The following is a 23,003-nucleotide window of genomic DNA, read 5'->3' as shown; positions in this document are numbered from 1 at the left end:
CCTGATATTTATGCAAGATATGGTGGGATTGGAGGTTTTGGGCACCGGGCGGTTTCCAGGAACCGCCCGTCCGCGAACACTCGGAATGGGGCCGCTTTGGGCCTTACTCTCCCGGGCCAGTTGCGGTCGGCGCCCCCCTACAAACCGGTATACCCCGCCTTCACCGGGTCCACGCTGCCGTCGAGCTGGCGCAGATAGGTCAGGCCACAGACCGTCAACCTGTGCGGGTCTTTCTCGCCGGCTTCCATCAACGTATTGAGATAGTTCGTGACCTTGGCCCGCGCCTCCTCGCTGGCCGCAGCGGTGCGGTTTGCGAGCAGGTCATAGGTCTGCATGATGCGGTCGATGGCAGCTTCCATGGCATCCTCTGGTTCTTTGACTTGCAAATATTCGGAGTTTTGATCAGGCAACCGCGCGGGCCTCGGACTGCGTCTCGAACCACGTGATCGCCTTGTTGGCGAGCCTGATCTTGTTGAATTCGCCGTGCTGGAGCAGCTTGATGATGATCCCGAGCAGGCGCTCGTCGGTGACGAGAGAGTCGGGGATCGCGCCAGAGCGGCGAAGGTAATTCGCGGCGATGGCATAGGCCTCGCTCACGAGTTCCACATTCATCGCCTGAAGCCCGCGCTCGACCAGCATCGACATTCCTCCGATCCGAAGGAGATAAGTGCCGAGCCCCGGAACAGGTTCCCACCGCTGGCTGAATTTTTCGCAGGCGCAAAATGTAAAACGCACCGGTCCGGAGGAAATCCGGGCCGGCGCGCTTGGGGAAGTTGACGCACGTTCGGGAGGGCTTGCCGGTCTTGTTGCGGGCCGGCTTGGCCTTGATCCCTTTGGAAACTCAGAGCCGATACAGGATCTGGTCGGTCCAGAACCGCTCGAGGCGGTGCAGCGACTTGTTGAGCGTGGAGAACTCCTCGCCGGAGATGCCACCGACCTGCTCGACCGTCTTGACGTGCTTCTGGTAGAGCGCGTCGACGATGCGGCGGACTTCCTGGCCCTGCGGCGTCAGGCGGATGCGCACCGAGCGGCGATCAACGCGCGAGCGCTGATGATCGAGGAAGCCGAGCTCGACGAGCTTCTTCAGATTGTAGGAGACGTTGGAGCCGAGGTAATAACCGCGCGTGCGCAGCTCGCCCGCGGTCAGCTCCTTGTCGCCGATGTTGTAGAGCAAGAGCGCCTGGACCGAGTTGATGTCCGCACGGCCGCGGCGATCGAATTCATCCTTGATTACGTCGAGGAGCCGGCGATGCAGCCGCTCCACCAGAGTCAAAGCTTCCAGATAGAGCGACTGCACCGAACCCTGCTGGCCGGAGACGCGCTCTGCGGTATCTGCCGCAGTTGCGACGGCTTTCATCATGACACTTCCCCTGTTGTCGTTTTTATCGACACTTATTCGACGAAACTTGTGTCCCGTCTGATAGGTGCAACTTAAGGGGCTCGTTTGAAGATCGGCTTAAATAAGAGAATAAAGAGATCATGAATTTAAGACAGTGAATTGCGGATTAAGCCTGTGCCACAAGCACTTTTCGCAACCGTCTGTTGACCTTCGCAAGGTCCTGTTCACCCTCCGTCCGCCCCTGTTGTCGCATTCCAGAACAGCCCCGCCCCGTTTCGAAACGGCCGCGTAAGAGCTGTGGCGGAACCGGCTGGTCAATGAAAACTTACCGCGAATTTTAGGCAACCAGTGGTCAACCAAGTCACCACGACCACGCTGGTGTCCCGGACAAGCGCAGCGCAGAGCCGAGACCCAGAAAGCCTCAAATGAGATCTTGGAGAGATGGGCCCCGGCTCTGCAGCGCACCGCTGAAGTAGCGCTGCGCTGCGTCCGGGACACGAGAGTGTGCGCGCTACGGCGGCCGCTCGCGCGCGGCCATCCAGGCGAGCGCGAGATAGGCGGCGAGCATGAAGGCCTCGACCCCGACCACGACCAGGCTGCCGCCGTAGATGCCCGGGAACATCAACTCGATCACCGCCATCGACACCACGGTCGTCAGCCACACCACCGCGCCCCAGGGCGTGGCCAGCCAAAGGCCGACGGCCGCGACGAGCTCGATCACCGCGAAATAGACGGTCGCGGCCTGCCAGGCCATCGACTGGTTCTCGAAGGCCTCGTCCTCGCCACCGACGAAGCCCGTGACCTGCGCCCAGTGATAGAGACCTTTCAGAATCGAGAGCAGCGCCATCAGCCGCAGGAACAGCACCAGCCGGCGCGTCCAGACATTGTCGTCGGACTCGGGGCGCTCCGACGAGATCGCGGCCACGGACATTGCCTTCTCTCTGGCATTGTCCCTGGCGGCGTCCCTGCCATTGGCGCCGTCGCGGGCCGCATCGCGGGTGGAGATCTCGGACATGGCACCCTTCTGGCCGCTTCGCCCTACAAAATCAATCGGCTGCCCAAGTCGGTTCAATTCTGCCTTGCGGCAGGTCAAGCCGCGGTGGCGGGAACCATGCGAGCTGGTATAAGAATAATTCCAGCCGGAGGAAGAGTGATGGCGATCAAATACGGACGTCCGATCGAATTGCGCGAGGTTTCGCGCCGGGATGGCACAGCTGCCTCCCCTGCCCTCGATCTGGCCATCCGTCCGCGCCGCAACCGCAAGGCCGAATGGGCCCGGCGCATGGTGCGCGAGAACGTCCTCACCACCGACGATCTGATCTGGCCGCTGTTCCTGATCGACGGCCACAACAAGCGCGAGCAGGTTGCCTCGATGCCCGGCGTCGAGCGCCTCAGCGTCGACCAGGCCGTGCGCGAGGCCGAGCGCGCCATGAAGCTCACCATCCCCTGCCTCGCGCTGTTTCCCTACACCGACCCGTCCCTGCGCGACGAGGAGGGATCGGAAGCCACCAATCCGAACAATCTGGTCTGTCAGGCGGTCCGGGCGATCAAGAAGGAGTTTCCGGAGATCGGCATCCTCTGCGACGTCGCGCTCGACCCCTTCACCAGCCACGGCCATGACGGGTTGATTTCCGACGGCAAGATCCTGAACGACGAGACGGTGGCCGTGCTGGTGCGTCAGGCACTGGTGCAAGCCGAAGCCGGTTGCGACATCATCGCGCCCTCCGACATGATGGACGGCCGCGTCGCCGCGATCCGCGAGGGACTGGATCGCTCCGGACTGCTCGACGTGCAGATCATGGCCTATGCGGCCAAGTACGCCTCCGCATTCTACGGTCCGTTTCGCGACGCCATCGGCTCGGCCAAGACGCTCACCGGCGACAAGCGTACTTATCAGATGGACAGCGCCAACACCGACGAAGCGCTGCGCGAGGTCGAGCTCGACATCGCCGAAGGCGCCGACATGGTGATGGTGAAGCCCGGCATGCCCTATCTCGACGTGGTCCGTCGCGTGAAGGACACCTTTGCGATGCCGACCTTCGCCTACCAGGTCTCCGGCGAATACGCGATGATCGCGGCCGCCGCGAACAACGGCTGGCTCGACGGCGAGCGCGCGATGATGGAAAGCCTGCTCGCCTTCAAGCGCGCCGGCGCCGACGGCGTGCTGAGCTATTTTGCGCCGAAGGTAGCGGAGAAGCTGCGGGCGCAGGGGTAAGTTACGCGGGTCGTCCCGGCGAAGGCTTAGCGAAACGCTGAGTGGGTTTTGCGCCCCTGCCTCCACAGCGTCGTCCTGGCGAAAGCCAGGACCCATACCCACCGACTTCCATTTGACGAAGACTCGTGATGGGCGTTTCGCGACGATCACTCCCTCTTGGGGTAATGGGTCCTGGCTTTCGCCAGGACGACACCGGGGTTGATAGCTCGCCCCAGTCCCCCGCCCCCGAATCGCCGGAATATTTCGGCTTGTTAATGTCCGCACCCTTGGCACCGGGATGACCTGTTCCCATGTCGTGCTTCGAGGGTTTGCCCCTCTGTTTCCCCTTGGGAGGACGGACATGTCGTATGACTCGGGTGGTGCCTGGCGCAACGATGGCGGCGCACAGCCGCATGCCTACGATCCCTATCTGCACCCGGAACTGTTCCGCGGCGTTGCGACACGGCGCGCGTTCGCCTTCCTGATCGACATGGTCGTGATCTCGGTACCTGTGATCCTCGGCTACCTTTTCATCGCATTGTTCGGCGTGGTCACGCTCGGCCTCGGCTGGGCGCTGTTCTGGCTGGCCTGGCCGGCGTCCGTGGTCTGGGCCATCGTCTATTACGGTGCCTGCATCGGCGGCCCCTCGTCCGCGACGATCGGCATGCGCGTGATGGATCTGGAATTGCGCACCTGGTACGGCGCGCCCGGCTACTTCGTGCTCGGCGCCACCCATGCCGTACTGTTCTGGGTGACGGTCTCGTTCCTGTCGCCCTTCGTGGTGCTGGTCGGCCTGTTCAACGGCCGCCGGCGCCTGCTGCATGATTTCGTGCTGGGAACGGTCGTGATCAACAATTCCGTCCGCGCACCCGTGCCCCAAGGCGTCAGAACCTAAAGCCGCCAGAACCTACTGAGGATCTGGCGATCAAGGACCTATCAACCAGGACCGGCTAAACTGACTGATCTGACCTGCCGAGTAGACCGATTGACCAGGGGCTTTCGTAGCGCGATGCTGATACCCACTTCGGAGGCCCACGACGTCCCTTGACCCAACACTCGCGCGACACCCCACAATTTTACCTCACTGCGCCCTCTCCCTGCCCCTATCTGCCGGGCCGGCATGAGCGCAAGGTGTTCACGCACCTCGTGGGGGAGCGCGCGGGCGATCTCAACGATCTCCTGACCCATGGCGGGTTCCGCCGCAGCCAGTCGATCGCCTATCGGCCGGCCTGCGACCAATGCCGCGCCTGCGTTTCGGTCCGGGTGGTCGCCAACGAGTTCCGCCCCTCCCGCAACTTCCGCAAGGTGATGGCGCGCAACTCCGACATCATCAGCGAACAGCGCAGCGCAGTGCCGACGTCCGAGCAATATTCGGTTTTCCGCGCCTATCTCGACGCTCGCCACCGCCACGGCGGCATGGCCGACATGACCGTGCTCGACTACGCCATGATGGTCGAGGACAGCCATGTCGAGACCCGCATCATCGAGTACCGCAAGCGCGGCCCCGACAGCGGCATCACCGGCCGCGGCGAGGAGCTGATCGCGGTGGCGCTCACCGACGTGCTCAGCGACGGCCTGTCGATGGTCTATTCGTTCTTCGAGCCGGGCCAGGTCAGCCGCTCGATGGGCACCTTCATGATCCTCGACCACATCGCCCGCGCCCGCCGGCAAGGGTTGCCTTACGTCTATCTCGGCTACTGGATCGAGGGCTCCAAGAAGATGGACTACAAGGCCCGCTTCCTGCCGCAGCAGCGCCTCGCGCCCTCAGGCTGGCTCCGCATCGACGCGCAAGGCGATGCGGCCTCCGAGCCGCAGGATTAGTTCGTTCACCCGAACAGCGTATCCACCAGCAGCTTCACATTCAGCACCACGATGATGCCCGCGACGATCCACGCGATCGCGGCGACGGATGTCGGTATCGCGAACTTGCCCATCTTGCGGCGGTCGGAGACGAAGCGGACCAGCGGGATCACCGCGAAGGGGAGCTGCATCGACAGCACGACCTGGCTGAACACCAGCAGATCCGCGGTGCCGCGCTCGCCATAGATCGCGGTAACGACGATCACGGGAACGATGGCAATGCCGCGCGTGAGCAGGCGGCGCGCCCAGCTCGGCAGGCGCAGGTCGAGAAAGCCCTCCATCACGATCTGGCCGGCGAGCGTCGCCGTCACCGTCGAGTTGAGGCCCGAGGCAAGCAGCGCCACGGCGAACAGCGTCGAGGCGATCCCGAGACCCAGCAGCGGCGACAGCAGCTCGAACGCCTGGCCGATCTCGGCGACATCCGAATGGCCGCTCTTGTGGAATGTCGCAGCCGCCACCACGAGGATCGCGGCGTTGATGAACAGCGCCAGCATCAGGGCGATGGTCGAATCCGTCGTCGCCCATTTGATCGCTTCGCGCCGGCCTTCATCGTTGCGCTCATAGGCGCGCGTCTGCACGATCGAGGAGTGCAAATAGAGATTATGCGGCATCACCGTCGCGCCGATGATGCCGATCGCGATGTAGAGCATCTCCGGATTGGTGAAGATCTCGGTCTTCGGCATGAAGCCGTGCAGAACTTCCGCGACCGGCGGCGCGGCGGCCACGATCTGGACCGCGAAGCACACCGCGATCACGGCGAGCAGCGCCATCACGAAGGCTTCGAGGAAACGGAAGCCGCGGTTCATCAGGAGCAGCAGCAGGAAGGCATCGAGCGCGGCGAGCAGCGCACCGCCGATCAGGGGAATGCCGAACAGAAGCTTGAGCGCGATCGCGGTGCCGATGACCTCGGCGAGGTCGCAGGCGATGATCGCCGCCTCGCAGGCGAGCCAGAGCAGGAAGTTGACGGCGGGTGAATAGGTGGCGCGGCAGGCCTGCGCGAGGTCACGGTCGGTGACGATGCCGAGCCGTGCCGCCAGCGACTGCAGCAGGATCGCCATCAGGTTCGAGAGCAGGATGACCGAGAGCAGCGTGTAGCCGAACTTCGACCCGCCAGCGAGGTCGGTCGCCCAGTTGCCGGGGTCCATATAGCCGACCGAGACCAGATAGCCCGGGCCGACGAAGGCGAGCAGCCGTCGCCACCACACCCCTGCCGTCGGGATGGCAATCGTGGAATTCACCTCGGCGAGGCTCTTGGTGACGGGCGCATCAGCGCGCCAGCCGGCGGCATCCTGGGTCATTTCGGGCGAGCGAGCATCCATAGGGCGAGAATACCGAAGTCGAGGCTTATTGCAACTCATTTGCAACTGCATCTAGCCGCGTCGGTTCCGGCGCGGCCGGTTTGCCCCGCCGTGTCGGGAAGCGGGTGGGTTTGGCGGTCCTCGGAGGCCGATACTGGCGCGAACCCGACTTTGCAGGAAATGAGCCATGTCAAATCCGCTTCGCCTCCCCGACACATTCAACCGTCTCGCCTGGTCGAACCTCGCGGCGCAGTCGGCCGAGCAGATCGCGCTCGCCGCAGCCCCCATCGTCGCCGTGCTCACGCTGGGCGTGGCCGAGGGGCAGACCGGCCTGCTCCAGACCGCGCTGACCCTGCCCTTCGTTCTCTTCGCCATTCCGGCCGGTCTGCTCGCCGACCGCATCTCGCGCCGCTCGCTGATGGCGGGCGCCGAGGCGCTGCGGGCTGCCGCCCTTGCGGCGATCGTGCTCCTGCTCGCGCTCGGCGCGCTCAATCTGCCGCTGCTGGCGCTGCTCGGCTTTGCAGCGGTGTGCGGCACTGTCGTCTACAGCGTGGCCGCGCCGGCCCTCGTGCCCTCGCTGGTGAGTTCGGATCTTCTGCCGGCCGCCAATGCCCGCATCGAGCTTGCGCGCACCATCGCGTTTGCGAGCGGACCTGCGTTCGGCGGCGCGCTGGTGGGATGGTGGGGCGCGAGCCCGGCATTCGGCTTTGCCGCGGCGCTCTCGGCGATCGCCGTGGTGCTGCTCTCCGGCATCTACGAGCCCGCCCGCACACCCGCGCCGCGGCGGCACCCGTTCCAGGACATCCGCGAGGGCGCAGCCTTCGTGTTTCACCATCCGCTGCTGCGGCCGGTGTTCATCACCCAGTTCATCTTCAACACCGGCTGGTTCCTGCAGATCGCGGTATTCGTCCCCTACGCCGTGCGCCATCTCGGCCTGACCGCCGCCGGCGTCGGCGCGGTGCTGACGATGTACGGCGTCGGCATGGTGATCGGCGCGCTGGTCGCCACGCGCGTGATGCAGCGCATCGCGTTCGGCACCGTGGTTGGCCTCGGCCCGGTGACCGGCTTCATCGCCGCGCTGGTGATGGCGCTGACGGTGCTGGTCCCCTCGCCCTGGCTTGCGGCCTTGAGCTTCTTCCTGCTCGGCGTCGGGCCGATCCTGTGGGTGATCTCGACCACGACGCTGCGCCAGTCTGTGACGCCGCCGCGCCTTCTGGGCCGCGTCTCCGCCATCAACATCATGAGCTACGGCGCCCGCCCGCTCGGCTCGGCGCTGGGCGCGATCGTCGGCGGGTTCTGGAGCGCGGAGGCGTGCCTCTATCTCGCGGCGGCGGTGTTCGGCCTGCAGGCATTGGTGATCTGGCTCTCGCCTGCGGTGGCGCTCGACCGGCAGCCGGACATGGTGGGGGATGAGGTGGCGGCAAGGTGTTAGCTGATCCCTCGAACGAGGAGCAAAACAAAACTCCATCGTCGTCCCGGCGAAAGCCGGGACCCATAACCACCGAATTAAATTGGGCGAAGACTCGTAGTTATCAACTCTTCGCGTGGGACTAACGCCAACCCACCACCGATAGATCACGCGGTATGGGTCCCGGCCCCCCGTGCGCAATTGCGCACTAGGCCGGGACGACATCAAGGCTAACTCGCCAGATATCGCTCGTAACTCCCCGTCACCGGCTCGCTCGCGTCAACCTCCGGATCGAGCGTGTAGAGATCCTGCGCGCGGCCGATGCCGCGGAGCGCATAGCGGCCGGTGGAGACGAGGTAGCGGCGGCCGGCGGCATCCAGGCCCTTGTAGAACTCGGACGATGCCAATAGCTCGCGATCGACCGAGCGGCTCATCGAGGCGATGCGGCTGACCTCGTTGACGGTCGGGCCGACCACCGTGAAATCGAGCCGGTCCTCGCTGCCGATATTGCCGTAAAAAACCTGACCGACATGCAGGCCGATATAGGCTGTCGTGGTGGGGCGGCCATCGGCCTCCCGCCGCTTGTTCAGCGCCGCGACGTTCTTGCGAGAGAGGTGTTCGGCGCGCAACGCGGCGCGGCGCGCATCCGCCATGTCCTCGCCCCAGAACATCGCAAGCACGCCGTCGCCGATCAGCTTCAGCACGTCGCCGCCGGCATCGTGGATCGCGTCGATCACGGCCTGCGCATAGTCGTTGAGGAACGGGATAATCTCGTCCGGCCCAATGCTCTCGCTGATCCCGGTCGAGCCGCGCAAATCCGAATACCACAGCACGGCATTGATGCGTTCGGTGACGCCGCGCGAAATGCGCCCGCGCAAGACCTGCTCAGAGGCATCGCGGCCGAGATAGACGCGCCCGAGTGTGCGCACGATGTCGACCTGCTGCGCCGACTTGATCGCGAGCCCCAGCACCGGCACGAGATCGCGCAGCGCGGCAAGCCCGGCTTCCGTAAAGCCGTCATCGCGTCGCGTCGTCCAGTACGAATAGAGACAGTCCATCTGCCCGAGCGCTCCGGTCTCGCCAAAGCGGTGCACGAAAGCGAGGAAATGCCGGTGCCCGTCTTCCGCGAGGTCGCCGATCTGCGAGAAGTCGAGCGAAGGCGCGTCGGCGAGATCGATCACCATCTCGTCGTTGCCATGCTCGAGCAGGTGAAAGAACACCGAGCGGCGCCAGTTCTTGGCCGCGTCGCCCTCCGCCGTCGAGCCGTATTCGATGACGTCGCTCTCGTTGGTCGGTGTATCGCTCCAGCGGAAGGCGCGCCCCTCATAGATTGGGTGCAGCGTATCGATGACGACGAGCCCGCGCGAGAGTTCCAGCCCTTCGGCGCGGCAGCGCTCACAGAAGCCGCGCAAGAGTTCGGGTTCGGGAAGGCCGGTGAGCCCCTGGCCGGCCAGCCAGTTCATCAGCGCAAGGCGGGAGGTCAATTGCATGCGCCATTATGGCGTGCATTCGTGACGAGCGAAAGGCTGCGCGCCGAGCGCGTGCGACGAGGCTCCCGCTCGCAGCAGGTCGAATATGCCGCAGGCGCTGTTGACGCGCTCTCGCCGCCGCTGCAAATGCTGGTCGATGACCCCGCCGACCAGAAATACAGGGATATGAGCCAGCGCCAGCTTCCGATCATCCTGGCGCTCGGCACCACGCAGACCCTGGCCTGGGCTTCCAGCTACTATTTGCCGGCGCTGCTCGCCGACCCCATGGCGCGCGACCTCGGCGTCTCCTCGAACTGGATCTTCGGCGCATTTTCGGCCTCATTGGTGATCTCGGCGATGCTCGGCCCTCGCATCGGGCGGCAGATCGATCTCGTCGGCGGAAGGCAGGTGCTGTCGGCCTCCAACCTGACCATTGCCGCCGGCCTCGCCCTGCTTGGCGTCTCGCAATCCGTTCCGGTGATGGCGTTCGCCTGGCTCGTGCTCGGCATCGGCATGGCGATGGGGCTCTATGACGCCGCCTTCGCCGCACTCGGCCGCATCTACGGAACCGAGGCGCGCAGGCCCATCACCGGCATCACGCTGATGGCGGGCTTCGCCTCGACCGTCGGGTGGCCGCTCACCGCGTGGGGCCTGTCGCATATCGGCTGGCGCGACACCTGCTTTGCCTGGGCGGCCGCCAACATCCTGATCGGCCTGCCCCTCAACTTCTTCATGCTGCCCGCGATCAAGGGGGCGAAGCAGGCCGCGGCAACGGCCGAGAAGCCGCATCTGCCGCTCGATCGCACCATGATCCTGCTCGCCTTCATCTTCGCCGCAGTCTGGACGGTGACCGGCGCGATGGCCGCGCATTTCCCGCGGATCCTGGAGACGACGGGCGCGACGCCGGTCGAGGCGATCGCAGCCGGCGCGCTGATCGGTCCGGCCCAGGTCGGCGCGCGAATCCTCGAAGCGGGATTTCTCAGCCGCTTCCATCCGCTGTGGTCGACGCGGCTCGCCTGCCTCACCCATCCGATCGGCGCGGTGGTCGTGGCGATCTTCGGCGGCGCCGCGGCGAGCGCGTTCGCACTGTTCCACGGCTCGGGCAACGGCATCCTGACGATTGCGCGCGGGACGCTGCCGCTGTCGATCTTCGGACCGAAGGACTTTGGCTACCGGCTCGGCATCATCGGCGCGCCGGCGCGCATGGCGCAAGCGGTGGCACCGCTGGCGTTCGGCCTCCTGATCGACGTCATGGGAGCCAAGGTGCTGATCGTCTCGTCCGCGCTCAGCCTGTCGGCACTGGCGGCGCTGTTCCTGATCCGCCCCGAGCGGCGGCCGGATTGACCGCGCCACGGCTTTCGCGCACAAGCGGGCCATGACTGAAAACGCCGGCCCGCCCCGCACATTCAAAGGCCTCCTGCGCTGGGCGACCACGCCGCCGCAGGCCTGGGGCGTCTATCTCCTCGCCATCCTCCTGGTGTGGCTGCTTTCGTTCTATGCCGGCACGCTGAAGCCGAAGAAGACGCCGGAAGCAAATCCGCCCGCAGCCGCAGCGCCGAAAAGCTAGGTCGCCTTCGCCTCGCTGGTCGCGATCCAGATGCCGGCGAACACGGCGACCAGCCCGATCAGCAGATTTGGCGTGATCGGCTCGCCGATCAGCAGCGCGGCAAGCAAGGCGGCGGCGATCGGATTGACCGTCATCGTATTGGCGACGCGCGTCGGCGTTGCCCGCGCCAGCGCCATGACCCAGAGGATGAAGGCGAGCGCACCGCCGCCAATGCCGAGATAAATGCCGGCGATCCACTGCCCCGTGGTGAAGTGATCGAGCGCCGCATAGCTGCCCTTCACCAGCCCCGCCAGCACCAGCACGACGGCGCCGGCGCCCATGCCGACCGTGAGAAAGCCCAGCGCACTGGAGCGCTGCATCAGCGGCCGCGACAGCACGTTGTAGAGCGCCATGCAGAACACCGCGCCGGTCATGATCAGCTCCCCGCGCCAGGCGCCGGGCGGGCTCTGCGCAAGGCCTGCGGCCAGCGCCGCCGCCACGCCGAGCACGGCGATGCCGACACCGGTGATCTTGCGCGCCGTCAGTCGCTCGACGCCGAGAATTGCGCCGACCACCATGGTGTGGAGCGGCAGCGTCGCCAGCGCGAGGCTGGCGCGCGCGGCCGTCGTGTAGGACACCGCGATGTTGTAGAGGATGAAGAACAGCCCGAAGAAGCAGATGCCGAGCCCCGCGACGGCCGGCCAGTCCGGCCGCTGCGGCCAGCGCACGCCAAGCATCAGCGCGCACGGCAAAAGGCAGAGAAAGCCGATCCCCCAGCGCAGGATCGCCAGCAGGATGGGATCGGCACCGCCGACGAGATAGCGGGTGATCGCCGCGGCCGTGCCGCCGAGGCTGCTCGACGCCAGCGCGATCGCAACCCCTGCCCATTCCCCCACAATCGTCTCCTGTCGCGGAGCTTTTCGCGGGCCCTAGCACGCTGCTGCTGCCAGCATCATGGCAGCAGCATCAGCACAAGGTCAGTCGTAAAACTCCGGCGACATCTTCTGGCTGTCGCGCTGGGCCTTGTCGTGGTTGATCCAGAGCTGCGCCTTTTCCTTGGCGAGCGTGTCGGCGATCTTCTGCATCGAGGCCGCGCTCTGGTCCTTGTTGGCGTTCATGCTGGGCACGCGGCGGTTGTCCCAATTATCCTTGAAGTGCACGGCATCACCGGATAGCACCACCGCGCCGGTCTTCGGCAGCTTCACCAGCAATGACTGGTGTCCCGGCGTGTGGCCGGGCGTCGACAGGATGGTCAGGCTGCCGTCGCCGAACACGTCCTTGTCGCCCGCGAGCAGCTCGACCGGATGCGAGGGCTTGAAGCGCGGCTCGTTATTGGCGCCGGGCCAGTCATATTCGGCCTTCTGCACGTAGAGCGTCGCCTGTGGGAACAGCTCGACGTTGCCGGTGTGATCAGGGTGCGTGTGCGAGACCGCCATCGCCTTGACGTCGTCAGGCTTGAGGCCGAGCTGTTCGAGCTGGGCGGCAAGCGTCTTCGGCCGGCGCCAGGTCACCGCCTTGGGATCGGCGGGCACAAGACCGTTGGGCATGCTTGCGACGGAATCGGCGATGCCGGTGTCCCACAGGAACCAGCCCTTGCTGTGCTTGACGAGATAGCAGGTGTCGACGAAGTCCATCGTCTTGCCTTCGTTCAGGCCCGGCGTCCAGCGCGAGATGTCGCCGGCGGTGCCCTCGCCGCAATTGAGCACGTAGAGCCTTTCGACACCGGGCTTTTCCGATTGCGCCAGCGCCGCAGAGCCGGACAGGACGAGTGCGGCGATGGCGAGAGCGAGCTTGATCCTGGGCATTATGTCATTCTCCCTTGCAGCCCATGCAGGCCGCGACCGAGGATCAACCCCGGCCGCGCCGCAGAATTCCGGTCATGTCAATGCGGGCAGGTCTCGACCTCGACCGTGACGTGGCTGAGGCGTTTCAATCCGGCGAGCCGCCGCTTGTAGACGGCCGGCTGTTTCGGCTTGTCCGACACCACCGAGAGCAGCACCGCACAATGGCCGGGGCCGACCTGCCAGAGGTGCAGGTCGGTGACGCGATCCTCGCCGACCTCCATGCGTGCCCGGATCACCCGCTCCAGCTTCTCGTCGGCACGCACGTCGAGCAGCACCGCGCCCGACGTCTTGATCAGGCCGAACGCCCAGCTCGCGATCACCACGCTGCCGATCAGGCCGACGGCCGGATCGGCCCAGACCCATCCCGAATACATCGCGACAGCGAGAGCCGCGATCGCCAGCACCGAGGTTGCGGCGTCGGCCATGACGTGGACATAGGCCGCGCGAAGGTTGTTGTCGTGATGGTGATGATGATGGTCGTGATGACCGTGATCGTGATCGTCGTGATCATCATGTGCATGGGCGTGGCCGTGATGGTGATGATCGTGGCTGCCCCGCAGCAGCCAGGCGCTGGCGAGATTGACGCACAGCCCGAGTGCCGCCACCGCGATCGCCTCGCCATAGACGATCGGCACCGGGGTAATCAGCCGCAGCACGCTCTCATAGGCGATCTCGACCGCGATCAATCCCAGGATGACCGCGCTGGAGAAGGCGGCGAGATCGCCGAACTTGCCGGTGCCGAAGGTGAAATGCGCGTTGCCGAGATGCCGGCGCGCGAAGCGGTAGGCGAAGGCGGCAATGCCGAGCGCTGCCGCATGCGTGCCCATGTGCCAGCCGTCGGCAAGCAGCGCCATCGAGCCGAACAGCGAGCCCGCCACGATCTCGCCGACCATCATGACCAGCGTCAGCACGACCACGAGCCAGGTGCGCCGCTCGTTCTCGTCGTGCTTCTCGCCGAGAAAGGCGTGGTCGTGGGTCCATTGTTCGATGGAATGGGAATGCATCGGCTCAGATCTCCGGAAAACAGAATCCGCGAGGCCTCAATATAGGCCCCGGCAGCATATCTTTCTAACGTCAATTGCCGGCAAAACCGGCGGTTGACAGGCTGACGCGGTTTCGCTGTAATCAGGCCCATGGGGATTTGAGCGATCTCCCCACGAGGCGACATGCCCAAGTATCGCGTCCCGTTCGATTTATGCGAGGACGCATCATGTCAACGTTCACGACCATATCATCTGACAAATTGGCACGGCTGATCGGCACGGCGAATGCGCCGGCCCTGATCGATGTGCGGACAGACGAGGATTTTACCGCTGACCGGCGGCTGATCCCCGGCTCCATCAGGCGCAGCCACGAGACCGTTGCGGAATGGGGCGGCGAGTTCGCCGGCCGTTCCGCCATCGTCTCCTGCCTGCGTGGCGCAAAGCTCGCGCAGGGCACCGCCGCCTGGCTCCGGCAACTCGGCGTGCAGGCCGAGACGCTCGATGGCGGCTTCGAGGGCTGGAAGGCGGCCAAGCTGCCGTTGCTCGATACGCGCAAGCTGCCGCCCCGCGATGCCAAGGGGCGCACCGTCTGGGTCACGCGGGCACGGCCGAAGGTCGATCGCATCGCCTGCCCCTGGCTGATCCGCCGTTTCGTCGATCCCAACGCGGTGTTCCTCTATGTGGCGCCGTCCGAGGTGGTTGCCGTCGGCGAGCGTTTCAACGCAGCCCCCTTCGACATCGAGAACGTGTTCTGGAGCCACCGCGGCGAGCTCTGCACCTTCGACGTGATGATCGAGGAGTTCGGCATTGCCACCCCGTCCCTCCTCCGGCTCGCGACATTGGTGCGCGGCGCCGACACCGCGCGGCCCGACCTCGCGCCGGAGGCGCCCGGCCTGCTCGCGGCCTCGCTCGGGCTGTCGCGGATGTATGACGACGATCTCGAACAGCTCGAGGCCGGCATCACGCTCTACGACGCGTTCTACCGCTGGTGCCGCGACGCCACCACCGAGACCCACAACTGGCCGACCAACAAGGTGAAGGCGTAATGGATATCCGCGCCAATCAGGCGGGAGCTGATGCCGGTCACGGCATCAGCTTCCGTGAAGCATTTCGCGTCTGGCTCCGCGTCGCCTGCCTCAGCTTCGGAGGGCCCGCGGGCCAGATCGCGGTGATGCACCGCATCCTCGTCGAGGAGAAGAACTGGATCTCCGAAGGCCGCTTCCTGCATGCGCTGAACTACTGCATGCTGCTGCCGGGACCGGAGGCGCAGCAGCTCGCGACCTATGTCGGCTGGCTGATGCATCGTACCGCCGGCGGGCTGATGGCGGGCGGGCTGTTCATCCTGCCCGGCATCATCGCCATCATGGGTTTGAGCTACGTCTATGCCGCCTACGGCAATGTCAGCTTCGTCGAGGCGCTGTTCTTCGGCCTGAAGGCCGCCGTGCTCGCCATCGTCGTCGAGGCCGTGGTGCGCGTCGGCAAGCGCGCGCTGAAGAACCGCATCATGATCGCGCTCGCGGCGATCGCATTCGTCGCGATCTTCTTCTTTGCCGTCCCCTTCCCGATCATCATCATCGCTGCCGGCGTGATCGGATATATCGGCGCGCGGCAAGGCCGTCCGGAGTTTGCCCCGGCAGGTCACGGCCCTGGCGGCAGCAGCGCCGTGATCGACAGCATGCTCGGCGATGCCGTGCCCGATCACGTTCGTCCCGACACGGGTCGCGCGATCCGCGTCGGCGCGCTGTGGCTGGCGCTCTGGCTGGTGCCGGTGATCGCGCTCCTATTGGTCCTCGGGCAAGCCAATGTGTTCAGCCAGATCGCGCTGTTCTTCTCGAAGATGGCGCTGGTCACCTTCGGCGGTGCCTATGCGGTGCTGGCCTATGTCGCCCAGCAGGCGGTCGAGCATTATCACTGGCTGAAGCCGCACGAGATGCTCGACGGGCTCGGCATGGCCGAGACCACGCCGGGCCCCTTGATCATGGTCCTTCAGTTCGTGGGCTTCATGGCCGCCTACCGCGATCCGAGCGGGCTGTCGCCGATGCTTGCGGCCACCCTCGGCGGCCTGCTCGCGACCTGGGTCACCTTCACGCCCTGCTTCCTCTGGATCTTCGTCGGGGCGCCCTATATCGAGCGCCTGCGCGGCAACACGGGATTGGCCGGCGCGCTCAGCGCGATCACCGCCGCCGTCGTCGGCGTGATCCTCAACCTCTCGATCTGGTTCGCGCTGCACACGCTGTTCCGAGAGACCGTGCCGGTGCACGCCTTCCCGCTGGATTTCGACATGCCGGTGCTGAGAAGCGTCGACGTGCCGGCGCTGGTGCTGGCAATCGCTGCGGCGACGGCGATCTTCCGCTTCAAGCTGGGGATGCTGACGGTTCTGGCGGGCAGCTGCGCCGCGGGCGTGGCGCTGCGGCTGGCGGGGGTGATTTAGGAGGTGTAGTCAGTGGTCGCGTTGCGTCCGGTTTGTTGTCGGAAGGCGACGTTGAAGCTGAGGGGCTGCATGGCGGCTTTGGGCCAATGCACAATAACAGACCATCTTCCCTGACCAGGTAGGGTCTGCTCACGGAGACCGTCGTGAGCGGCGGCATTCTCGGTACGTGTGGGGAGGCATCACCGACGTTAACCTTGTCGGCAAATGATTCGGCGTGGGTCGGCAGCCGCCGACAAGTTGCCTTATTGGAGCGGAGAATTCTCAGCGGCACTAACTTAGGTTAGAGGCGCATTATGCTGAGGATGGCGTTGTTGGGCCTCCTTATCCTGTTGAGTGTAGGAATGCTGTCAGCAATGGAACTGATAGCTCCACCACGTCGCGCAGTCGCGATCGTCCAGCCGCTTGCCGAGCAAAATGCGGGCATTTCTGCTTCACATGGCGCCTTGGCAAAGGCCGATCGCCTTGAAGTTGTTGTTGTGAGCAGCGGGATGCCGACGCAGGCTGCTTCGATCGAAGACCGCGTTGCTCCGCCAGAAGACATCCATATTGGTTCGTCCGAGCCGGAGCCGATCGCCCGTCATCGGCACAATTCGAAGAAGATCGCGACCGCTGAACGTCCCAAGCCGAAGCCAAGGGCAACCGTTATCAAGCAAACTGCCAATTTCCAGCGTTCAAAGGCCGCCAGCTACACCGAGCCCTGTCGGCTCAAGGCGTTTGGTGGCTTGCGCAAGGCATTGAATTTGACCGGTTGCGAGATCTGAGGACGCCTCTGGGCGGGGCAGATCGAAGTCGAACGATCTGAGTTCGTGGTCCGCTGTGGGGCAGCGGTGCGATGTCCGCCATGGATCACGGGCTGCGATCAGCAGGCCAATCGCGCGATGTTCGGTCTCCCTCCAACAGCCGACAGGGAAACGGCCCGCGCCTTGTGCAGCTAAGGGCCAAGAGCTTCCCTCCGCGCTCCATTCGCAACCTGCCAGCCAGGGCATGTCGGTGCGATCCTCTCGGCCGACTGGGTCCAACGGGGCTCACGCCCGCGCTTGTTGCTGGTCGCGTTCAGCAGCCTCGCAACCACGATCATCACCAGGATTCCAGTAAGACTGAGCACGATCTGCATCGCAAGCCGGTCCGAGATGTCGAGCGGAGCAAGATGGCTGGCGAGCGCCAGGAGGACGCCGAGACAATAGACGGGCAGCGAATTCTCGCCACAGCACTTCGCGCAGCGCAGCACCGGCGTCGATAGCCCTCGCCAATCCCGAGGAACGAGCCATAATGCCACAATTGCAGCAGCCAAAAAATGTAGCAGCCGCAAGGGACTAAGATTCGATTTGTCCAATGGAAATATCAGGTCCGTCAAAGTTTGCGGGACCAGCGGCTTGATGCCCAAGCTCAATGCGAGGACCAGGCTGAAAATCAGATAGAGAACGGCAAGAACAAGCGCCGAGGGCGACGTCAGCCATGGTCGGAACCTCTCCCCCTCGATGACGCACCACGCGCCCAGCACGATCAGAAGCTGCCAGGCCAATGGATTGAAGAACCAAACGCCGCTGGGCCAAGCCGGAACGCTCCAGCCGGCGACGTGCACGAGCGCATAAAGCAAAAGCGAGATGCCAAGCGTCACGTTTGGTGCTCGCAGCAGCAGCCACAACAGCGGTGCGAACAACAGGTGGAAGATCACGAAAACCGGCAAGACGTCGGTATTGACAGGGCGGTATTGCAGGATCGCGGCGTGCGCAAGCGCCGCGCCCGGACGTTCAAACAGAACCCTCGTATTGCTCTCATCTGCAAGATGATCCCTGCCCGTGAGGTAGACGAGGATTGTACAAGCGATCGTAAGCAGTAGAAACGCGGCATAGATGTCCCATCCCCGCCGCAGCGAACGGCCTATCATCCCGCTCCAGCCTTCGCGCTGACGTGCCCTGCCGTAAGCCAGCGCGCAGGTCACGCCCGAGATGAACATGAATATCTCGGCGGCATCGCAGAAGCCGTAGTTGCGCGGGGTTAGCCAGCTTCCGATGTTATTGGGAACATGGTCAAGAAAGATCCACCACAGCGCGATCCCACGACAGACATCAATGCGCAGGTCGCGGCCGGCCTCCCTGAACTCCGGCGGAGTTTCGCCGATCAACCGCTTCGAGGTGTGAGTTCGATCAAGCATCCGTCGACTTGCCCGCGTGCGTGCACGCTCTCATCAAAGATTGGTCAATGAGACGCTCGAATGCTGCGGGACTGGCGGTACCGAGCGCTCTGAGATCAAGCGATGCGGTTACGAGCCCAAGCTGCCTGATGGTTGAGGGTTGCTTCGTCGCCAACCGCTACTTTGATCACCGAGGTCGGAGGGATCTTCGTCCTTCGAAGGCGCTTGCAGGATTTTGCTGCTGACAGTCGTCACCGAAAGCTGCTTTCGCATTTCGGCGAGGCGGGCACGGCAGAACTCACGGTAAAGCACGTCGATTATGGTGGACATGATCGAACCCTCGCTTGATCATCACCGTTGACGCCACGTGATAGATTTTCGATCATTTCAGCTGGCGGCAAAAACACTCAGTGCCGGAGGTAGTTCGTGTCCGACGAGCTCTGATGACGATGTGGCGACCAAGGCACGACGCGAAATCGGTATCAGAGGACAGCCTGGCTACAGAACGGTCTGCGCGGCGGATCGTTGAGTTCGACCAATCGCGAACAACGTCCTAAATCTGCGCTTGCACTGCCGAAGATGCCTAATCTGGATCCGATGGCGGCAATTAGAAATAGAGCCATCACGACTGCCTCCTCTTAAAGGAGATTTTTGGCACCCCGACCTTCGCAATATTATGGACGTAATTTTCTGGCGGCTACGTGAACCAGTTCATATCAGCATCGACCACAGATTAATGACACTAGCAGGTCAGTGGTGCAGCTTCTTGGACTCATGCGCACGGCTTAAGCTAAGTTCGGTGCGCGAGGTGCAAAATACAGATACCGAAGTGGTTTATCGCGGCTTTTGATCCTGATGTCTTATCAACAAGGCTGGAGGTCCCCATGTCCACGGACGCAGCCGAATTCGTATCGCATCGATTCTCGACACGCGAACTTCCGCAGCAGATGCGGCTCCCGCTATGGCGTGAGGATTTTGGGCGGAGCATAGTCCACGCCGATATCCAGCCTCTATCGAGCGGTCCGTTTCAGGCCGACGCAACGCTGCAAGCGATCCGGGGTTTGCGCCGGCTCGCACTGAAAGGCTCGTCGATGCGTTTCAAGCGCTTGCAAGCGAGCATCGCTGATGGTGATGGTTCGATCGGCCTCATCGTTTGCTCACCCGGCAGAAGTCAGCTGTCACAGCGCGGCCAGGAAATTACGCTTCGCGCTGGCGACGCAATCGCAATTCTGCATTCGGAACCCGCCGCCGTCACCTACGCTGACGGATTGCTATTCGGTCTGGCCGTGCCGCACGACGCGCTTGCAGAGCGCGTGGCGAACGTCGAAAGCCTCTCCATGCGGCCGATTTCCCAGCGAACCGAAGCGCTCCGACTCCTCATGGCCTATCTGAAGTCGGCATTCAACGAGAGTGCTCTGGCCGCCCCCAAGCTGCGTGATGCGGTCGTGGCTCACATCCATGATCTCGTGGCGCTCGCAATCGGTGAGTTCGCTCCCTTGGGCGATAGCGGCGCGAGCGCGGTCGTGGCTGCGCGCCACCGCGCCGCCCTCGACTACATCGCGGCACACTTTCAAGAGCCAGGGCTGAACGTCGAAATGGTAGCTCGTTGCCAGGGCATCTCACCACGCTATCTGCAGCGTCTGATGGAGTCCTCAGGATCATCATTCACCAGGCACGTGAATGAGTTACGTCTCCAACGGGCGCTCAAGCTGCTGACCGAGGTTCGTGCCAGCACGCAGCTCATTTCCGATATTGCCCTGGAGGTCGGCTTCTCGGATGTTTCGCATTTCAATCGCTTGTTCCGAGCTCGCTTCGGCGATTCACCGCGTGGCGTTCGTTACGCCGGCTGAGCCACGCGCCCCCTGGATCGGCGCGCGCGAGATACAGTCACCTAATGACCGCTTTGGGTCATGAGCCGTCGATGATGACCAAGCAGGACGACATCCGCTTTGCCCTCACAGGCTGCCGTTGATGGGTACAGGCTCTCCAGACGAAGCTCGGTACTTGTGCTCCTCATCGGCAGTTTGCCGTCGGGCCAAACAGGAGCGACCGCTACGGCCACATCGCTTGTCAAGTGTCCACCTGAAAATATTCCGCTTTACCGAAATTCTGATTTATCGTACAAGCAAAACACCCTGGCCCGAGACAAGGGCGGATCGCGATCGTCACGAACCGCGGGCTGGGCAGCGATGGACGCGACGGCGTCGGGCGCAGTTGGCATTGCAGGGCGGCTTCGGCCGTGAGCGATGGCCTTCGGCGCGAACGACACGACGCTGACAGCGTCTTCGCATGGCTTCGGGGGCGAGCACACGCCACCCCTCGGAGTTCCAGCGAGGACGTGCGCGGACGGAGAAGTCGTGTGGTCCTGACGCCCGGGGTCTGTGCGTCAAGTCTTGCGGTGATGTTGCGGTCCGACCGGACTTGTACATCAGCTATCCGCCAAGGCGACGGGGGCAATAGTGCATCGCTCCCCGAGGAGAGCACGAAGGACACCGTTAAAACCATTCGCGCAGGGAAGGCCGGGCGATCCGGCGAAACCTGTGGTCCACCCCGTGTGCATTTTTCGTAGCGCACGGACATGCGGGTGCCGCCGGCGCCCAGCCTTCCCTGCGCCCTTGTCTTTGCGAGGGTGTTGCGAGAGCCAAAACTCGGGCGATATGTGCCGCGAGAAGGCGACAGTGTGTCTGCTGTTTGAAATGTGAATCGGGAAGCGATGGTCTCGCCCCTTGCTCCGTTATTGCGAGGTTGAAGCAGTGCGCTCACATCCATCACCGTCACCCTGAGGTGGCCGCTTCTTCAGCGGCCCTCGAAGGGCGACGGCCCGGCTGTCGCTGCTAAGGTATCGAAGCATCTCGGCCGTTCATCCTTCGAGGCTCCCGATGGAGCGCTATCGCGCCCCATCACTCGCTCCTCAGGATGACGGGATAGGTGGAATTTAGCGCGGTAGAAACTACCGCATCATCATCCGCGCGATCGCTTCGCCAATCACCACCGTCGTGAAGTGCGTGTTGGCGCGGCAGTCGGACGGCATGATCGAGGCGTCGGCAACGCGCAGGCCCGCGATGCCCTTCACCGTACCGTCAGGGTTGACGACACCATCGGCATCCCCGACGCCGGTCATGCGACAGCTGCCGGCGGCGTGCTGGATGTCGCCGGTCTCTCGGCGCAACAATGCGGCGAGCTCGTGATCCGGCAGGCTAGCTGCCTGCGGCAACGTCAGATCGGTGTCGGTCAGCCTGATCCAGTCGGCGATGCCTGATAGCGCCGGCTGGGACGTGATCACGGCGAGCCGCCTCACCGCATCCATCATCCGCAGCATGTCGCGGGGATCGGCCAGCATGTTTTCCTCGACAACGGGATCGATACCGGGATCGGTCGAGGCGAGCTTGAGCGTGCCGCGCGAATACGCATTGAACAGCCCGGCGCCGATCGCGCCCGGCACGCCGATGCCGCGGTGATTGAACGCGATCAGGATCATGTCGCGCTTGCCGCCATCGGCGAGGCCGGAGGAATAGGCCACGCAGCAATTGGTGTGACGAGTATCCGGATCGGTGGGCCGCAAGTTTTCGTGGAGCTGGATCGTCGCGCGAAACAGCGGATGGTCGAAGAAGTGCCGCCCGACCGGCAGGTCGCGCTCGACCGCGATCCCCATCGCCTTCAACTCGTCCGCCGGCCCGATGCCCGAGCGCAGCAGGATCGCCGGACTGTGGATGGCGCCGGCGCAGAGCACGATCTGGCGCGCGCTGATCTCGTGGGTGCCCTGCCCCTCGATGTGAACGCGGACGCCGGTCGCCCTTCCGTCGCTGATCAGCACACGATCGACCAGCGCATGCCCGCGAATTTCCAGATTGGCGCGGCCGCGCGCGGGCTCGAGATAGCCTTCATTGGTCGTGATGCGTCGGCTGTTGCGACTGTTGATGGGGTAGCAGGCGACGCCCTCACCGTCCGGGCCGTTGACGTCGGCGCACCAGGGATAGCCGCTCGCCAGTGCCGCATCGCGCAGGCCGCGATCGATCGGGCCCCACTTCTCTGATGGAGCGCGATAGACCGGCAACGGTCCGCCGCTTCCGTGACCTGCGGCGTCGCCGAACTCCAGATCGTCCTCGATCACCGAGAATAGCGGCATCACCTCTTTCGCCGACCAACCGGTGCAGCCATTGGCCGCCCATTCGTCGAACGCGTCGGCAACGCCGCGGATGGCGATCTGGCCGTTCATCATCGATGAGCCGCCGAGCCCCTTGCCGCGCCAGTAGAAGCGCGGCTCCTGCCCCGCCACCCGGCGCGTCAGCAGATCAGGCCACTGCCATTTCTCCTGGTACTCGCGCTTGTGGATGATCGGGATGGGGTTCGGCGTCCTCACTTCCCACGGCGCTTCATCAGCGCGCCAGTCGAGTCCCGCCTCGAGCAGCAGGACGCGCCGTGCGGGATCCTCGGAGAGCCGCGCCGCAACCGCAGCGCCAGCGGAACCGCCGCCGACAACAATGACATCGTACATCG

21 protein-coding genes are annotated in these 23,003 nt (G+C 64.3%); 10 read left to right on the top strand and 11 right to left on the bottom strand.

Annotated elements, in window-relative coordinates; all coding sequences use genetic code 11:
• Nucleotides 1-137: 137 nt before the first annotated feature.
• The 4 genes from RAD15_RS15000 to RAD15_RS14985 form a co-directional block, all read right to left on the bottom strand.
• Nucleotides 138-359: a hypothetical protein gene (locus RAD15_RS15000; RefSeq protein ID WP_014494771.1), complete on the bottom strand. Its 222-nt coding sequence runs from the start codon at nucleotides 357-359 to the stop codon at nucleotides 138-140.
• Between the two features lie 43 nt (nucleotides 360-402).
• Nucleotides 403-639, bottom strand: a complete 237-nt coding sequence (locus RAD15_RS14995) for a hypothetical protein (RefSeq protein ID WP_458179115.1) — start codon at nucleotides 637-639, stop codon at nucleotides 403-405.
• Nucleotides 640-841: 202 nt separating this feature from the next.
• A complete protein-coding gene (gene ldtR / locus RAD15_RS14990) occupies nucleotides 842-1,360 on the bottom strand; it encodes a transcriptional regulator LdtR (protein WP_018320040.1) in 519 nt (172 codons plus the stop codon).
• Between the two features lie 490 nt (nucleotides 1,361-1,850).
• Nucleotides 1,851-2,354, bottom strand: coding sequence for a DUF6163 family protein (locus RAD15_RS14985; protein WP_458178669.1), 504 nt, complete (start codon nucleotides 2,352-2,354; stop codon nucleotides 1,851-1,853).
• Between the two features lie 138 nt (nucleotides 2,355-2,492).
• Here RAD15_RS14985 and hemB point away from each other — a divergent pair, with 138 nt between their 5' ends.
• The 3 genes from hemB (at nucleotide 2,493) to RAD15_RS14970 (ending at nucleotide 5,354) form a co-directional block, all read left to right on the top strand.
• Nucleotides 2,493-3,554, top strand: a complete 1,062-nt coding sequence (hemB, locus tag RAD15_RS14980; RefSeq protein WP_458178667.1) for a porphobilinogen synthase — start codon at nucleotides 2,493-2,495, stop codon at nucleotides 3,552-3,554.
• 340 nt (nucleotides 3,555-3,894) lie between these two features.
• Nucleotides 3,895-4,428, top strand: a complete 534-nt coding sequence (locus tag RAD15_RS14975) for an RDD family protein (RefSeq protein ID WP_458178665.1) — start codon at nucleotides 3,895-3,897, stop codon at nucleotides 4,426-4,428.
• Nucleotides 4,429-4,577: 149 nt separating this feature from the next.
• Nucleotides 4,578-5,354, top strand: a complete 777-nt coding sequence (locus RAD15_RS14970) for an arginyltransferase (RefSeq protein ID WP_458178663.1) — start codon at nucleotides 4,578-4,580, stop codon at nucleotides 5,352-5,354.
• 5 nt (nucleotides 5,355-5,359) lie between these two features.
• On the opposite strand, the gene RAD15_RS14965 is transcribed toward RAD15_RS14970, so the two are convergent.
• Nucleotides 5,360-6,712, bottom strand: coding sequence for an Nramp family divalent metal transporter (locus RAD15_RS14965; RefSeq protein ID WP_458178660.1), 1,353 nt, complete (start codon nucleotides 6,710-6,712; stop codon nucleotides 5,360-5,362).
• Nucleotides 6,713-6,878: 166 nt separating this feature from the next.
• On the opposite strand from RAD15_RS14965, the gene RAD15_RS14960 reads away from it, so the two are divergent.
• Nucleotides 6,879-8,123, top strand: a complete 1,245-nt coding sequence (locus RAD15_RS14960; RefSeq protein ID WP_458178658.1) for an MFS transporter — start codon at nucleotides 6,879-6,881, stop codon at nucleotides 8,121-8,123.
• A gap of 206 nt (nucleotides 8,124-8,329) precedes the next feature.
• Here RAD15_RS14960 and RAD15_RS14955 read toward each other — a convergent pair whose 3' ends face one another.
• Nucleotides 8,330-9,589 (bottom strand): adenylate/guanylate cyclase domain-containing protein, encoded by a 1,260-nt coding sequence (locus RAD15_RS14955; protein ID WP_458178656.1) that lies wholly within the window; start codon nucleotides 9,587-9,589, stop codon nucleotides 8,330-8,332.
• 165 nt (nucleotides 9,590-9,754) lie between these two features.
• Here RAD15_RS14955 and RAD15_RS14950 point away from each other — a divergent pair, with 165 nt between their 5' ends.
• Complete coding sequence (locus RAD15_RS14950; RefSeq protein WP_458179113.1) at nucleotides 9,755-10,912, top strand: MFS transporter; 1,158 nt, start codon at nucleotides 9,755-9,757, stop codon at nucleotides 10,910-10,912.
• Nucleotides 10,913-10,943: 31 nt separating this feature from the next.
• On the top strand, nucleotides 10,944-11,135 hold the full coding sequence (locus RAD15_RS14945; protein WP_458178654.1) for a hypothetical protein: 192 nt from the start codon (nucleotides 10,944-10,946) through the stop codon (nucleotides 11,133-11,135).
• Here the strand turns inward: RAD15_RS14945 and RAD15_RS14940 are convergent.
• From RAD15_RS14940 to dmeF, 3 genes are all read right to left on the bottom strand, one after another.
• Nucleotides 11,132-12,010, bottom strand: a complete 879-nt coding sequence (locus RAD15_RS14940; protein ID WP_458178652.1) for a DMT family transporter — start codon at nucleotides 12,008-12,010, stop codon at nucleotides 11,132-11,134. The two genes, RAD15_RS14945 and RAD15_RS14940, sit on opposite strands and share 4 nt — an antisense overlap.
• Before the next feature lie 81 nt (nucleotides 12,011-12,091).
• Nucleotides 12,092-12,922: an N-acyl homoserine lactonase family protein gene (locus RAD15_RS14935; RefSeq protein WP_458179111.1), complete on the bottom strand. Its 831-nt coding sequence runs from the start codon at nucleotides 12,920-12,922 to the stop codon at nucleotides 12,092-12,094.
• 74 nt (nucleotides 12,923-12,996) lie between these two features.
• Nucleotides 12,997-13,962: a CDF family Co(II)/Ni(II) efflux transporter DmeF gene (dmeF, locus tag RAD15_RS14930; protein ID WP_458178650.1), complete on the bottom strand. Its 966-nt coding sequence runs from the start codon at nucleotides 13,960-13,962 to the stop codon at nucleotides 12,997-12,999.
• A 206-nt stretch (nucleotides 13,963-14,168) separates the two neighbouring features.
• Between dmeF and RAD15_RS14925 the strand changes: the two genes are divergently transcribed.
• The 3 genes from RAD15_RS14925 (at nucleotide 14,169) to RAD15_RS14915 (ending at nucleotide 17,133) form a co-directional block, all read left to right on the top strand.
• Nucleotides 14,169-14,987 carry a chromate resistance protein ChrB domain-containing protein gene (locus RAD15_RS14925; RefSeq protein WP_458178648.1) on the top strand — a complete coding sequence of 273 codons (819 nt, stop codon included), beginning with the start codon at nucleotides 14,169-14,171 and terminating at the stop codon, nucleotides 14,985-14,987.
• Nucleotides 14,987-16,372, top strand: a complete 1,386-nt coding sequence (gene chrA, locus RAD15_RS14920) for a chromate efflux transporter (protein ID WP_458178646.1) — start codon at nucleotides 14,987-14,989, stop codon at nucleotides 16,370-16,372. Before RAD15_RS14925 ends, chrA begins: the two co-directional genes overlap by 1 nt.
• A 341-nt stretch (nucleotides 16,373-16,713) precedes the next feature.
• Nucleotides 16,714-17,133, top strand: a complete 420-nt coding sequence (locus RAD15_RS14915) for a hypothetical protein (protein ID WP_458178644.1) — start codon at nucleotides 16,714-16,716, stop codon at nucleotides 17,131-17,133.
• A gap of 170 nt (nucleotides 17,134-17,303) precedes the next feature.
• Here the strand turns inward: RAD15_RS14915 and RAD15_RS14910 are convergent, their stop codons facing one another.
• Nucleotides 17,304-18,527: an OpgC family protein gene (locus RAD15_RS14910; RefSeq protein WP_458178642.1), complete on the bottom strand. Its 1,224-nt coding sequence runs from the start codon at nucleotides 18,525-18,527 to the stop codon at nucleotides 17,304-17,306.
• An 863-nt stretch (nucleotides 18,528-19,390) separates the two neighbouring features.
• Between RAD15_RS14910 and RAD15_RS14905 the strand changes: the two genes are divergently transcribed.
• Nucleotides 19,391-20,356: an AraC family transcriptional regulator gene (locus RAD15_RS14905; RefSeq protein ID WP_458178640.1), complete on the top strand. Its 966-nt coding sequence runs from the start codon at nucleotides 19,391-19,393 to the stop codon at nucleotides 20,354-20,356.
• A 1,100-nt stretch (nucleotides 20,357-21,456) separates the two neighbouring features.
• Here RAD15_RS14905 and RAD15_RS14900 read toward each other — a convergent pair.
• Complete coding sequence (locus tag RAD15_RS14900; RefSeq protein WP_458178638.1) at nucleotides 21,457-23,001, bottom strand: GMC family oxidoreductase; 1,545 nt, start codon at nucleotides 22,999-23,001, stop codon at nucleotides 21,457-21,459.
• Between the last annotated feature and the right edge of the window lie 2 nt (nucleotides 23,002-23,003).

The organism is Bradyrhizobium sp. 14AA, from assembly GCF_054185205.1.
Note: the sequence above shows the minus strand (reverse complement) of the source record. Positions and strands in the feature narration are given on the sequence as shown.

Bases quoted from the DNA above. Each gene is read 5' to 3' on its own strand.
- RAD15_RS15000 (WP_014494771.1), bottom strand. From the start codon at position 359: ATGGAAGCTGCCATCGACCGCATCATGCAGACCTATGACCTGCTCGCA.
- RAD15_RS14995 (WP_458179115.1), bottom strand. From the start codon at position 639: ATGCTGGTCGAGCGCGGGCTTCAGGCGATGAATGTGGAACTCGTGAGC.
- ldtR (WP_018320040.1), bottom strand. From the start codon at position 1,360: ATGATGAAAGCCGTCGCAACTGCGGCAGATACCGCAGAGCGCGTCTCC.
- RAD15_RS14985 (WP_458178669.1), bottom strand. From the start codon at position 2,354: ATGTCCGAGATCTCCACCCGCGATGCGGCCCGCGACGGCGCCAATGGC.
- hemB (WP_458178667.1), top strand. From the start codon at position 2,493: ATGGCGATCAAATACGGACGTCCGATCGAATTGCGCGAGGTTTCGCGC.
- RAD15_RS14975 (WP_458178665.1), top strand. From the start codon at position 3,895: ATGTCGTATGACTCGGGTGGTGCCTGGCGCAACGATGGCGGCGCACAG.
- RAD15_RS14965 (WP_458178660.1), bottom strand. From the start codon at position 6,712: ATGGATGCTCGCTCGCCCGAAATGACCCAGGATGCCGCCGGCTGGCGC.
- RAD15_RS14960 (WP_458178658.1), top strand. From the start codon at position 6,879: ATGTCAAATCCGCTTCGCCTCCCCGACACATTCAACCGTCTCGCCTGG.
- RAD15_RS14955 (WP_458178656.1), bottom strand. From the start codon at position 9,589: ATGCAATTGACCTCCCGCCTTGCGCTGATGAACTGGCTGGCCGGCCAG.
- RAD15_RS14950 (WP_458179113.1), top strand. From the start codon at position 9,755: ATGAGCCAGCGCCAGCTTCCGATCATCCTGGCGCTCGGCACCACGCAG.
- RAD15_RS14945 (WP_458178654.1), top strand. From the start codon at position 10,944: ATGACTGAAAACGCCGGCCCGCCCCGCACATTCAAAGGCCTCCTGCGC.
- dmeF (WP_458178650.1), bottom strand. From the start codon at position 13,962: ATGCATTCCCATTCCATCGAACAATGGACCCACGACCACGCCTTTCTC.
- RAD15_RS14925 (WP_458178648.1), top strand. From the start codon at position 14,169: ATGTCAACGTTCACGACCATATCATCTGACAAATTGGCACGGCTGATC.
- chrA (WP_458178646.1), top strand. From the start codon at position 14,987: ATGGATATCCGCGCCAATCAGGCGGGAGCTGATGCCGGTCACGGCATC.
- RAD15_RS14915 (WP_458178644.1), top strand. From the start codon at position 16,714: ATGCTGTCAGCAATGGAACTGATAGCTCCACCACGTCGCGCAGTCGCG.
- RAD15_RS14910 (WP_458178642.1), bottom strand. From the start codon at position 18,527: ATGCTTGATCGAACTCACACCTCGAAGCGGTTGATCGGCGAAACTCCG.
- RAD15_RS14905 (WP_458178640.1), top strand. From the start codon at position 19,391: ATGTCCACGGACGCAGCCGAATTCGTATCGCATCGATTCTCGACACGC.
- RAD15_RS14900 (WP_458178638.1), bottom strand. From the start codon at position 23,001: ATGTACGATGTCATTGTTGTCGGCGGCGGTTCCGCTGGCGCTGCGGTT.